We start from the raw sequence: 12,852 nt of genomic DNA on the forward strand, positions 1-12,852 counted from the left end.
CTCACAATAGCGCCCGTTAGGCTGTCGGCAATTGAACCACATCAAAACGATCCGGGGTGCATGCGCCCCGGTCGACAGAACACGGGAGACAGGATCATGACGCAGATGTTCGAGGCCGGGCTCGGCCGCCACGATGCCAATTACGTGCCGCTCACGCCGATCGATTTTCTGGTCCGCGCGGCCGAAGTCTACGGCGAGCGCACGGCGATCGTGCACGGCGACGTGCGACGCACGTGGGGCGAAACCCATACGCGTGCCAGGCAACTGGCGAGCGCGCTCGCGCAGGCCGGCGTCGCCCGCGGCGACACGGTCGCGGCGCTGCTGCCGAACATCCCGGCGATGGTCGAGGCGCACTTCGGCGTGCCGATGGCCGGCGCCGTGCTGAACACGATCAACACGCGGCTCGACGCGTCGTCGGTGCTGTTCATGCTGCGTCACGGCGAGGCGAAGGTGCTGATCGTCGACACCGAATACGCGGAGGTCGCACATCGCGCGGCGCTCGAGGTGCCGGGCCTGAAGATCGTCAGCGTGGCCGACGCGATGCCGGCGGATCCCGCCCGTTTCGCCGGCGCGACCGACTACGAGACGTTCGTGGCCGGCGGCGACCCCGGCTACGCATGGACGCCGCCCGCCGACGAATGGGAGGCGATCGCGCTGAACTACACGTCGGGCACGACGGGCGACCCGAAGGGCGTCGTCTACCACCATCGCGGCGCGTATCTCGCGGCGATCAGCAACATCCTCGAATGGGACATGCCGAAGCACGCGGTGTATCTGTGGACGCTGCCGATGTTCCACTGCAACGGCTGGTGTTTTCCGTGGGCCGTCGCGGCGCGCGGGGGTGTGAACGTGTGCCTGCGCAAGTTCGACGCGAAGACCGTGTTCGACCTGATCCGTCGCGAGCGCATCACGCATTACTGCGGCGCGCCGATCGTGCAGAGCGCGATCGCGAACGCACCGGCCGAGCTCCGCGAAGGGATCGAGCATACGGTGCACGCGATGGTCGCGGGCGCGGCGCCCGCGCCGGCCGTGATCGCGAAGATGAAGGAGATCGGCTTCGACCTGTTGCACGTGTACGGGCTGACCGAGGTCTACGGCCCGGCGACCGTCTGCGCCAAGCAGGCGCACTGGGAAGCGGCGTCCGACGAGGAACGCGCGCGGCTCAATGCGCGCCAGGGCGTGCGCTATCACCTCGAAGCGGGCGCGACGGTGCTGGATCCCGACACGATGACGCCGGTGCCGGCCGACGGCGAGACGCTCGGCGAGATCATGTTCCGCGGCAACATCTGCATGAAGGGCTATCTGAAGAACCCGAAGGCGACCGATGACGCATTTCGCGGCGGCTGGTTCCATACCGGCGATCTCGCGGTGCTGATGCCGGATGGCTATATCCGGATCAAGGATCGCAAGAAGGACATCATCATCTCGGGCGGCGAGAACATCTCGAGCATCGAGGTCGAGGACGCGCTGTACCGCCATCCGGCCGTCGCCGTGGCGGCCGTCGTCGCGATGCCCGACCCGAAATGGGGCGAGGTGCCGTGCGCGTTCGTCGAGCTGCGCGAAGGCGCGAGCGCGACCGAGGAGGAGATCGTCGCGCACTGCCGGCAACTGCTCGCGGGCTTCAAGGTGCCGAAGGCCGTGCGCTTCGGCGAGCTGCCGAAGACGTCGACCGGCAAGATCCAGAAGTTCCAGTTGCGCCATGCGGTCGGCTCGGACAAGGCGATCGACCTGGCCGGCGAGAAGAAGTAGGCGGCCGGCTTTCCGCCACCGCGCACCGACGATCACGAGGTCACGCGCCGCGCTCCAGCCGGAACACGCTCACCGCGTCCGACAGTTGCGCGGCCTGGTCGCGCAACGCGACGGCCGCGCGCTCGGCATCCGAGATCAGCGTCGCATTCTGCTGCGTCGCGGCGCCGATCTGCGTGACGGCGAGATTCACCTGCTCGATGCCGGTCGATTGTTCGCGCGACGCGGCGCTGATCTCGCCGATCAGCGTGCGGACCTGGTCGACCCGCGCGACGATGTCGCGCATCGTGCCGCGCGCGGCGTCCGCGATCCGGTAACCCTGTTCGACGGTCGTCGACGATTCGGCGCTCAGCGTATCGATCTCCTTGACCGCGGCCGCGCTGCGCTGCGCGAGCGCGCGCACCTCGGCCGCGACCACCGCGAAGCCCTTGCCGTGTTCGCCCGCGCGGGCGGCCTCGACGGCCGCGTTCAGCGCGAGGATGTTGGTCTGGAACGCGATGCCTTCGATCGCGCCGGTGATCTCGGCGATCCGGCGCGTCGCGCGGCCGATGTCGTCCATCGTCGCGACCACGCGCTGCACCGCGGCGTCGCCGTTCGTCGCGGCGGCCGATGCGTCCGCGACCAGCGCGTTGGCTTGCGCCGCATGCTCGGCGCTCTGCTGCACGGCGGCGGTGATCTGCTCCATGCTCGCGGCCGTCTGTTCGACGCTGCTCGCCTGCGTCGCGATTCGCGCGGCGATGTCGCCGCTGCCGGCTGCGATGCCGACCGTGCCGTGCGCGATGTCGGCCGCGCTGTTGCGCACCTGCGCGACGATTCGCGCGAGGCCGTCGCCGATCCCGTCGACGGCCTGCACGAGCCGGCCGATCTCGTCGTTGCCCGCGCTGCCGTGCGCGTTCGCGCCGTCGCGGATACGCATGCTGAGGTCGCCTGCCGCATAGCGCTCGGACGCGCGGGCGGCGTCTTCCAGCGGCCGGCTCACGACGCGCCGCACGACGATGACGAACAGCATCGCGAACGCCGCGACGAGCACGGCGCCGATCATCAGGAAGCGGTTGCGGGTGGCGCGCATGGTGGCGAGCAGTTCGTCGTCGAGCGCGATGCCGCCGACGAGCCATTGCCACTGCGGAATCGTCGTGAAGGACACGACTTTCGCGGTCGGCCCGCGGTCGTGCGCGGCCGGGTCGGTCGACGTGTACGCGAGCCGGCCCTGGCCGGCCGCGAGCATCTGCGCGTAGGGTGCGCGGGTGCCGTCGGCAGGTTGGCCCGCCGCATCGGGATGCACGACGAAGGCGCCGCGCGACGGGCCCTGCGATGCATCGAGCACGAAGTAGTAGCCGTTGTCGCCGATTTTCAGCGAGCGGATGCCGTCTTCGACGAGCTTGAGCTCGGCGCCGATGTCGAGGCCGACGAACAGCGCGCCGATCACGCGGCCGGTCGCGTCGGTCACCGGCTTGTACTGCGTGATGTACGGCCGGCCGAACAGCTTGGCGAGGCCGGTGTAGCTGCGCCCGGCGACCAGCGGCGCGTACGCGGGGCCGGCGCGGTCGAGCTTCGTGCCGACCGCGCGCGCGCCGTCCTGCTTCTTCAGCGACGTCGTGATGCGCACGAAGTCGTCGCCGTCGCGCGCGAAGATCGTCGCGATCGCGCCGCTTTTCTTCAGAAACTGGTCGGGAATCGAGTAGTCGAGGTCGAGCGGCTGGCCGCCGGCGGACAGCGTCGGCGCGGCGACGCCGCCGATGTCGACGGTGCGTGCCGGATCGAGCGCGAAGTCGGCCGGCAGGAAGCTCGCGAACAGCGTCATCGCGCGTGTCGCTTCGGCCGACAGCGCCTTGTCGAACAGCTCGACCATCGCGCCGATCGACTGCTCCTTGTCGGCGATCCGCGCGTGCGCCTCGTCGGCGAGTTGCTGGCCGGCAAAATGGGCGAGCGCCCACGCGAAAACGGTGAACAGCAGTGCAACGAGCACGCACGCCAGCGCGGCAAGACGCGTACCGACGCTCACCCGGCCCAATTGGGTCAATCTCATACGGGATCCTGAGTGGGGAGAGAGGGGCGGAACGCACGCGTCACCGCTTGTCGTAAGGTAATCGGCAGTTTCGGCGAATTCTTTAGCGGCGCGCGCACGGCGGCGGCATGCGTCGGCTCGACACGCGGAACCGGATGACGGACGGCTTCAGTGCGCCACGAGCCACGCGACAGCCAGATAGCGGCCGACTTTTGCGATCGTCACGATCGCGAGAAACGTGGGCAGCGGCTCGCGCAGCACGCCGGCGATCATCGTCAGCGGATCGCCGATCACCGGCGCCCAGCTCAGCAGCAGCGACCAGCGGCCGTAGCGTGCATACCAGCGCTCGGCGCGCGCGAGCGCGGACGGCTTGACCGGAAACCAGCGGCGCTCGCGGAAATGCTCGATTCCTCGGCCGAGCGCCCAGTTGATCGCCGAGCCGGCGACATTGCCGACGCTCGCGACGAGCACCAGCGCCCACACGGGCTCGCGCCCGGCCAGCAGCAGGCCGGCGAGCACGGCTTCGGATTGCAGCGGGAACAGGGTCGCGGCGACCATCGACACGGCGAACAGGCCGCCGTAGGTGAGCAATTCGGACATCGCGGGATTGTACCGGCCGGGCGGGGGCGGGCCGGTCCGGGTCCGGCCACGGGATCACCGGATCATCGGGTCGCCGCATCACGCGGCATCGGTCGTGCCGAACGGCAAAGGCGAGATCATCGACGCGTCGACCGGTTCGTCGTCGAGCGTGCCGGCGAACCGTTGCGGCGAAAACACCGGATTTCAACGGCCGCAGCCGTTCGGGCGCGCTGCCACGCTCACGCTCACGCGCTCGACCGTACGCGCGGCCGTTCAGTTGCAGCCGACCATGATCGCGCCCATCCCGACGAGCAGCCCGCCCGTCACGCGGTTCATCGCACGCATCCGCGCCGGCCGTTGCAACGCACGGCTCAGCCGGTGCGAGAACAACGCCATCGACGCGACGCCGCCCGCGAACAGCAGCGCGAACGTCGCGGCGAGCAGCAGGTATTGAAGGTTCAGGCTCCAGTCGGCATTCGGGCTGATGAACTGCGGAAAGAACGACGGAAAGAACAGCAGCGTCTTCGGATTCAGCCCGGAAGTCGCGACGCCGCGCCAGAACAGCGCGCGCCCGGTGTCGGTGTCCGGCGCGGCGCTTGCCGTTCCCGCGCCGGCATCGGCCGGTGCCGCGGCTGCGCCGGCCGGCGCGCGGCTCAGCCATTGCTTGCCGCCGAGCCATACGAGATACGCGGCGCCGGCCCAGCGCAGCACGGTCAGCGCGTGTTCATCGAGGTGGACCAGCGAATTCAGGCACAGCGCGGTCAGCGCGAGTTGCAGCAGCACGGCGAGCGTGCCGCCCCAGACGCATGGCAGCGCGCGGCGCCAGCCGGTGCGCAACGCCTGATTCATCGTGAGCAGGTTGACGGGGCCGGGCGCGTAGATGAGAACGGCGGACGCGGCGAGGAACGACAGATAAAGCTTGAACGACATGTGACGGGCGGGCAGGAACGGGAAGGCAGGCACCAGCTCCGCACGCGGTCGGATAGGCGTGCGGGCGGCGGGGAATCGCATGCCTGCCGGCCGGCACCGCAACTCGTGATTGCGGCCGTGCGTCCCGTTGCGAGGGGTATCGCGGGGAGCGTGCCGGGCAGCAGGCATGGAGAAAATATATCAAGCGGCCCGGTTAAAAGGCTTCCTGTTTTCCAGCAAAACGGACCTATAACCGGAATCCTGTTCAGATAGAATGCAGATTTTCAGTAGAAGATTCTTCTTGCCATGGCTACCCGCGAACGCACACCGAAAACGCTCGACAATCAGGATCGCAAGATTCTCGGTGCATTGCAGAAAAATGCGCGTCTGTCGAACGCCGAACTGGCCGAACAGATCGGCATGTCGACCACCGCATGCTGGAACCGCACGCGGCAACTCGAACTCGACGGCTACATCGACGGCTATGTCGCGCTGGTCAACCAGCGCAAGCTCGGCTACGCGGACATCGTGATTCTCGAGGTCACGCTCGATCGCCACGAGGACGACGCGCTGGCGCGCTTCGGCGCCGAACTGGCGGCGCTGCCGGAGGTGCTCGAGGCGTATCTGGTGTCGGGAGAGTACGACTACTGGATCAAGGTGGCGGTGGACGGCACGGCCGGCTACGAACGCTTCCTGCGCGAAAAGCTGTACCGGATTTCGAGCATCCGCCACAGCCGTTCCATGTTCGCGCTGCGGTGCATGAAGGATGTGCCGTCGATTCAGGTGTGACGGAGCGGAGACGGCAGCGCGGCCGTCGTTGCAACGGCGGGCGCATGCGGCGAGACGCGGGTGCGGATGAAACCGGCGAACGGCCGACAGGGAAACCTCACCGGGGAGATGGCCGGCGGACACACGAAGACGGATGAATCTTCCGTCCGCGATGGCGGGGCACGACCGCGCGCCCACGCGCATGGCTTCTGGCCTGGGTACGCGACTGACGGCAATCCGCGTCGATCCGTATGAATCGACGCCGATATCGGGCTAAGACGCGGCCTGAAGCACGGCCTCGAGACGATCTTTGAAACACTCGCCGCGCGGTGAGCGTATTCGGCCGGGACGAGCCCGGCCTGTTGCTATTCGACCGACGCACCCGGCGCGACCGTCGGGCGCCCCGCGCAACAGCCGCTATCGGCGTGCGTCAGCGCAAGCGAATCGAGCGGCCGGCGTTCGCTCAGCGCGGCAGGCGCGCGTGTGCTTCAGCGATGACTTCGCAGTTTTCGAGGTGCAGTGCCCAGGCTTCTGCCAGCAGCTCGCCAACGCGTGCGAGCCAGCCAGCGGATTGGGTGGAACGATCGGAGACATTAGACGTTTGCATGACGAAGCCCCATGTAGGTGGCGAGTTAGGGATAACCCTAATCATAGCGAAACGCCTCCGTCTTGTGAAATGCGATTTCGTTATATGAGAATTACTGACAATTTATGTTGCTGCTGCGCAACATGGATATCGGTTGCGCGGGCGTGCCCGGACAGGCGTGCCGAGGCCGTGCCGGCACGGCTGCGCGTGGAGATGAAAGGGATTCGAGCGTAGTGGAACGGGTGCGCTTACCGGCCGATCCATCCGAAGCGCCACGACAACCGCCGCGTCGCGGCCCGCAGCGTCTGCGCCAGCTCGCTGTCCGGCCCGCGCGGGAAGCCGCGCGACGAGCCGATGATCGCGATCACGAGCCGGATGCTGCCGGTGTGATCGAACACGGGCGCGGCAATCGTCCCGATGCCGGGCACCGGCGCGTCGAACGCGAAATCGAGTTCGTCCGCGCGGATCGCCGCGAGCCGGGCGCGGAAGGCCGCGTCGTCCGGTGCGGCCGGCGCGCCGGCGAGGCGCACGGGCTCGTTGGCGAGCAGGTCGGCCAGCACGTCGTCTGACATGCCGGACGCGAAAATCCGGCCGATCGCCGTATTGACGAGCGACATCACGGTACCGACCTGCAGGCTCACGTGCTGCGGCCGCGCCGATTCCTCGAGCCGGATCACGGTCGGCCCGAGCGGCCCGAGCGTCGCGGCGGCCACGCTCATGTCGGTCGCGCCGGCGAGCGCGACGATCTCGGCTTCCGCGTCGCGCGTCGGCGACACGCGCTGCATCGCGATCAGGCCGAGCGCCTGGGCGAGCGAGCCGCCGTCGAAGCAGCCGGCGTCGTCGCGGCTCAGCAGCCCGATCTTCTGCAGGCTGACGAGATGCGGAAACGCCTTCGCGGCCGGCATGCCGGCCGCCGTCGCGAGATCGCGCAGCGGCAGCGCGCGACCCGCCGACACCAGCGCGAGCAGCAGCTCCCCGGTGCTGTCGAGCGCATTGATCCCGCGCTGCGCTTTTGCGTCGTCGGCCAGCGCGGGCGGTACCCGCGCGGCGCCCGGCGCCGGCGCGGGCGCCGGTTCCGCACGCGCCGCGCCGAGCGACGCGGTGGCCTGCCGCGCCGCATCGCGCAAGGCCGCCGCGATCGGGCCGTCCCAGTCGACATCGATCGATCCCGTCGAACCGATCACCGTCAACGCGAGCTGCAGGCGCCCGCGCGCATCGAAAACGGGCACGCACATTCCGCTGACGCCCGGGCTCGGCCGGTCGATGCTGCGTTCGATGCCGCGCGTACGAATCGCGTCGAGTTCGACCGGTTGCGCATCGCCGTCCGGCGCGCCTGACGCGCCTTCGGCGCCGGCGAGCGTATCGCCCGCGCCGCCCTGGCTGGCCGCCATCGCGTCGAGTTGCGCGGCGTCGCCGAACGCGCGGAACACCCGGCCGGTCGCCGTCGTGTCGAGCGACATCACCGAACCGACGTGCAGGTTCATGTGCAACGGATAGCCGCCGTGCTCGATGCGCACGATCGTCGGGCCGAGCACGCCCGGCACCGACAGCGCGACGCTCAGGCCGACCGTTTCCGCCAGCCGCGCCGCGTGCGGCAGCGTCGCGCGGTAGGCCGGCTGGCGCTCGATCGACATCAGCCCGAGCCGCAGCGACAGCGGGCCCGGCTCGTAGTTACCGGTGATCGCATCGCGCTTGACGAGCGCGAGCCGCGTAAGGCTCACGAGATAGGTGTGCGCCTGCGCGGTGGAAAGATCGGCCGCCGCGGCCAGTTCCGACAGCCCGAGCGGCTTGCGCCGACGCGCGAGCGCGTCGAGCAGCCGGCCGCCGACCTCGACACTCTGGATGCCGCGCTGCGCCTTGGGCGGCGCATCGTCCGCGCTGACTTCGTGGTTCTGCACGCGATGATTCTTCCGTTGACGAAACCCCGCATGGTATCCGACGCCATTTCGCGCGCCAGACTTCAGGTTTACCAGAGTTATACAATAACAAGCGTGTTTGCCATTGACAAATATTCGACGCGGGCAGATGATCCGTTCACTCCCCTCAACACATGGCTCGCAGCCACGGAACGCACTATGGCCAAAGCATTCGCCTCCCAAGCCGATCTGGAAGAGAAGAAAGTCACCTGGACGCAGTTGTCCGAGAACGCGTACGCGTACACGGCCGAAGGCGACCCGAATTCCGGTGTGATCGTCGGCGACGACAGCGTGCTGATCGTCGACACGACCGCGACGCCTGCGATGGCGCAGGACCTGATCGCGAAGATCCGCAGCGTGACCGACAAGCCGATCAAGCACGTGGTGCTGTCGCACTACCATGCGGTGCGCGTGCTCGGCGCGTCCGCGTACTTCGACGAAGGCGCGCAGCACGTGATCGCGAGCCGCGGCACGTACGAGATGATCGTCGAGCGCGGCGAGGCCGACATGAAGTCGGAGATCGAGCGTTTCCCGCGCCTGTTCGCCGGCGTCGAGACGGTGCCGGGCCTGACCTGGCCGACGCTCGTGTTCGAGCGCGAGATCACGCTGTTCCTCGGCAAGCTCGAAGTGAAGATCATGCACGTCGGCTCGGGCCATACGAAGGGCGACACGATCGTGTGGCTGCCGTCGCAGAAGGTGCTGTTCTCGGGCGACCTCGTCGAATACGACGCCGCGTGCTATTGCGGCGACGCGCAGCTCGAACAGTGGCCGGCCACGCTCGAGGCGCTGCGTGCGCTCGGCGCCGAGAAGCTCGTGCCGGGCCGCGGCCCCGCGTTGCTGAATCCGGCCGAGGTCGACAAGGGCCTCGACTACACGAAGGATTTCGTCACGACGCTGCTCGCGCAGGGCCGCAAGGCCGTCGAGCGCAATCTCGACCTGAAGGCGGCGATGGCGCTCACGCGCGAAGCGATGGACCCGAAGTTCGGCCACGTGTTCATCTACGAGCACTGCTTGCCGTTCGACGTGTCGCGCGCGTTCGACGAAGCGAGCGGCATCACGCATCCGCGCATCTGGACCGCGCAGCGCGACAAGGACATGTGGGCCGCGCTGCAGGACTGAGCGGTGCACGGCGGCGGGGCGGCATTCACATGATCGCCTCGCCGTTTCCCTGAAGGCGCCGGCATCGGCGGCGTTGCGCCGCGGTTCCGGCAGCCGTATCCGGTCTCACGAGAAAGCAGGGCGCATGCACGCCCTCGGAGACTGCTGCGCGCTCGACATCGCGCGGCCCGTTTGGAGAGAGACATGCCTCAATCGCTTCCCGCCGAAGCGACGCTCGCGCACGCGAGCGCTTCGGTGTCCTCATCGACGTCCGAATCCACCGACGCGCTGCTGTTCCGCAAGATCGCGTGGCGGATCGTCCCGTTCCTGTTCCTCTGCTACGTCGTGTCGTTTCTCGACCGCATCAACATCGGCTTCGCGCAGTTGCAGATGAAGCACGATCTCGGCTTCAGCGACGCGATGTACGGCCTCGGCGCCGCGGTGTTCTACGTCGGCTACGTGTTCTGCGAAGTGCCGAGCAACATCCTGCTCGCGCGGTTCGGCGCGCGCCGCACGTTCACGCGGATCATGCTGCTGTGGGGCATCGCGTCGACCGGGATGATGTTCGTGTCGCAGCCGTCGCATTTCTACGGGCTGCGCTTCCTGCTCGGCGTGTTCGAGGCCGGCTTCTTCCCCGGCATCGTGCTGTACCTGACCTACTGGTTTCCCGCGAACCGGCGTGCGGCGGCGATCTCGGTGTTCTTCGCGGGCGTCGCGGTGGCCGGCGTGCTCGGCGGCCTCATGTCCGGCTGGATCATGCGCGACATGAGCGGCGTGCTCGGGCTGCACGGCTGGCAGTGGATGTTCGCGATCGAGGGCGCGCCGGCGATCGTGCTCGCGTTCGCCGCGTTCACGTTCCTCGTCGACCGGCCGCAGGACGCCACGTGGCTCACGTCCGACGAAAAGGCGCGCGTCGCCGCGCTGTGCGGCGAAGGCCGCGCACACGGCAGCGCGCACGACGGGCGCAGCGTGATGGCCGCGCTCGCGAACCCGCGCGTGTACCTGTTCGCGTTCATCTATTTCTCGCTGACCTGCGCGTCGCTGACGCTCAACTTCTGGATGCCGCTGATGATCCGCGACTTCGGCGTGACCGACGTCGTCGCCGTGAGCCTCTACACGGTCGTGCCGAATGCGGTGGGCGCGGTTGGGCTGGTCCTGATCGCGCGCCGCTCGGATCGCACCGGCGAGCGCCGCAAGCACTTCGCGTGCTGCACGGTCGGCGGCGGGCTCGCGCTCGCGGCGTTGACGCTGCACCTGCACAGCTTCGCGGCGATGCTCGCGTGCCTGTCGATCGCGGCGACGCTGATCTTCGCCGCGCTGCCGGTCTTCTGGGCCGTGCCGACCCGCTACCTGTCCGGCAACGCGGCCGCGGCCGGGATCGCGTTGATCAGCAGCATCGGGATCACGAGCGGCATCGTCAGCCCGTGGGTGATCGGGATGATCCGCACGCGCACGGGCAGCATGGATCTGGCCGTGTATCTGCTTGCCGCGCTGCTGGTCGCGAGCGGCGTGGCGCTGATGGTCGGCGTGAAAGGCGAAGGCCCACGGCGCGGCTGAACGGGCGATGGCCGGCCGTCGGCCGCGGGCGGCGGCGACCGGCGCTCACCTTCGTCCGCACCGAAATCCGACCGAATCCAGAACGCGCTCAACTATGCGCAGCAGAATCTCGGCCGCGCGCTGAGCGTCGAGGATCTGGCCGAGGCCGTCCACCTGAGCCCGCGCCAGTTCAGCCGCGTGTTTACGCTCGAAACCGGGCAGTCGCCCGCGAAGGCGATCGAGCGGCTGCGGCTCGAATCGGCGCGGCTGATGATCGAACAGAGCCGTCATCCGCTCGACGTGATCGCGAAGGAAAACGGTTTTCGCGACCGCCGGCATATGCGCGACGCGTTCGTGCGCGGGTTCGGCGTGCCGCCGCAGGCGTTGCGGCGCGATGCGCGGGCGGACGACGAGCCAGGAGCAGGCTGACGCGCTGTCGGGCCGGTGGGCCCCGTTCAGCACGTGCCGGCAAAATCGCGCAGAATCCTGTGGACATTCGTCGCGAGGAGACACCATGCACGCTGAACCGTTCGACATTGCGATCCCCGAGCACGCGCTTGACGATTTGCGTCGGCGCGTGCGCGACTACCGCCCGCCGACCCTGACGCCCGCCGAGCCGTGGCAGCAGGGCACCGACGGCGCGTGGCTGCACGAATTGGCGGCGTACTGGGCCGACGGCTTCGATTGGCGCGCGGTGGAACGCGAGCTCAACCGGCTGCCGCAGTTCGTCGCGGACGTCGGCGGGCAGCGTGTGCATTTCGTGCATCGGCGCGGTACGGGGCCGAAACGCTATCCGCTCGTCGTCACGCACGGCTGGCCGGGTTCCGCATTCGAATTCCATGCATTGATCGATCGCTTGTGCGACCCGGCCGCGTTCGGCGGCGATCCGGACGACGCGTTCGACATCGTCGCGCCGTCGCTGCCCGGCTTCCTGTTCTCTCCCGCACCGGCGGCACCCGGCACGTCGGCGTTTCAGGTTGCCGACTGCTGGGCGGAATTGATGGCAGGCCTTGGATACCAACGGTTCGGCGCGCAGGGCGGCGATCTGGGCGCGGCCGTGTCGGTCGCGCTCGGCGCGCGGCATGAGCGCGTGGTCGACGGTATCCATCTGAACTACCTGCCCGGCAGCTACGAACCGGCGATCGACGCGGCGCTGCCGCTGACCGACGACGAGCAGACGTTCCTGAAGCAGCGCGCAGATTGGGTGGCGCTGGAAGGGGGATACGCGCACGTCCACATGACGAAGCCGCAGACGCTGGCCGTCGCGCTCAACGATTCGCCGCTCGGGCTGGCCGCGTGGATCGCCGAGAAATTCCGTACGTGGAGCGATTGCGACGGCGACGTCGCGCGCCGTTTTTCGCACGACACGCTGCTGACCGGCATCTCGCTCTACTGGTTCACCGGCTGCATCGGTTCGTCGATGCAGATGTATTGGGAGAACCGGCTGCAGTCCATGCGCTTCGCGGCCGGGCAGCGCGTGGCGGTGCCCGTGGCATTCGCGCGCTTTCCGAAGGAGATCAGCCGCCCACCGCGCACTTGGCTCGAACGCGTATTCGACGTGGTGCAGTGGACCGACATGCCGAGCGGCGGCCATTTCGCGGCGATGGAGGAGCCGGACCTGCTGGCCGACGATATTCGGCGGTTTTTCAGGCGCTTCCGGTAACGGGCGGGCAAGCCGGCGGGCGCAAACCTGTACCGGAAACCGCTCG

Annotated in this window: 9 protein-coding genes and 1 pseudogene; 6 read left to right on the forward strand and 4 right to left on the reverse strand. The window is 68.5% G+C overall.

Going from position 1 to position 12,852, the window contains the following annotated elements:
- Positions 1-96 precede the first annotated feature (96 nt).
- Positions 97-1,749: an acyl-CoA synthetase gene (locus CFB46_RS25610; protein ID WP_089501702.1), complete on the forward strand. Its 1,653-nt coding sequence runs from the start codon at positions 97-99 to the stop codon at positions 1,747-1,749.
- 40 nt (positions 1,750-1,789) lie between these two features.
- On the opposite strand, the gene CFB46_RS25615 is transcribed toward CFB46_RS25610, so the two are convergent.
- From CFB46_RS25615 to CFB46_RS25625, 3 genes are all read right to left on the reverse strand, one after another.
- Entirely contained in the window at positions 1,790-3,772 is a 1,983-nt protein-coding gene (locus CFB46_RS25615; RefSeq protein WP_089501703.1) for a methyl-accepting chemotaxis protein, read from the reverse strand.
- A 147-nt stretch (positions 3,773-3,919) separates the two neighbouring features.
- Entirely contained in the window at positions 3,920-4,351 is a 432-nt protein-coding gene (locus CFB46_RS25620; protein WP_089501704.1) for a YqaA family protein, read from the reverse strand.
- Between the two features lie 252 nt (positions 4,352-4,603).
- Positions 4,604-5,260 carry a LysE family translocator gene (locus CFB46_RS25625; RefSeq protein WP_089501705.1) on the reverse strand — a complete coding sequence of 219 codons (657 nt, stop codon included), beginning with the start codon at positions 5,258-5,260 and terminating at the stop codon, positions 4,604-4,606.
- Between the two features lie 285 nt (positions 5,261-5,545).
- Between CFB46_RS25625 and CFB46_RS25630 the strand changes: the two genes are divergently transcribed.
- Entirely contained in the window at positions 5,546-6,028 is a 483-nt protein-coding gene (locus CFB46_RS25630; protein WP_006479115.1) for an Lrp/AsnC family transcriptional regulator, read from the forward strand.
- An 813-nt stretch (positions 6,029-6,841) separates the two neighbouring features.
- Here the strand turns inward: CFB46_RS25630 and CFB46_RS25640 are convergent.
- A complete protein-coding gene (locus CFB46_RS25640; RefSeq protein WP_027782946.1) occupies positions 6,842-8,491 on the reverse strand; it encodes an IclR family transcriptional regulator in 1,650 nt (549 codons plus the stop codon).
- A gap of 177 nt (positions 8,492-8,668) precedes the next feature.
- On the opposite strand from CFB46_RS25640, the gene CFB46_RS25645 reads away from it, so the two are divergent.
- The 4 genes and pseudogenes from CFB46_RS25645 to CFB46_RS25660 all read left to right on the forward strand — a co-directional run bounded on the left by CFB46_RS25645 (position 8,669) and on the right by CFB46_RS25660 (position 12,806).
- Entirely contained in the window at positions 8,669-9,628 is a 960-nt protein-coding gene (locus CFB46_RS25645; RefSeq protein WP_027782947.1) for an MBL fold metallo-hydrolase, read from the forward strand.
- 183 nt (positions 9,629-9,811) lie between these two features.
- Positions 9,812-11,164 (forward strand): MFS transporter, encoded by a 1,353-nt coding sequence (locus CFB46_RS25650; RefSeq protein ID WP_089501706.1) that lies wholly within the window; start codon positions 9,812-9,814, stop codon positions 11,162-11,164.
- Positions 11,165-11,218: 54 nt separating this feature from the next.
- Positions 11,219-11,572: pseudogene (locus tag CFB46_RS25655) on the forward strand (helix-turn-helix domain-containing protein); the annotation flags it as partial.
- A gap of 85 nt (positions 11,573-11,657) precedes the next feature.
- The gene (locus CFB46_RS25660; RefSeq protein ID WP_089501707.1) at positions 11,658-12,806 is read left to right on the forward strand and encodes an epoxide hydrolase family protein; all 1,149 of its coding nucleotides are present in this window, start codon (positions 11,658-11,660) and stop codon (positions 12,804-12,806) included.
- Positions 12,807-12,852: the final 46 nt, after the last annotated feature.

Source organism: Burkholderia sp. HI2761 (assembly GCF_002223355.1).
Taxonomy (GTDB): domain Bacteria; phylum Pseudomonadota; class Gammaproteobacteria; order Burkholderiales; family Burkholderiaceae; genus Burkholderia.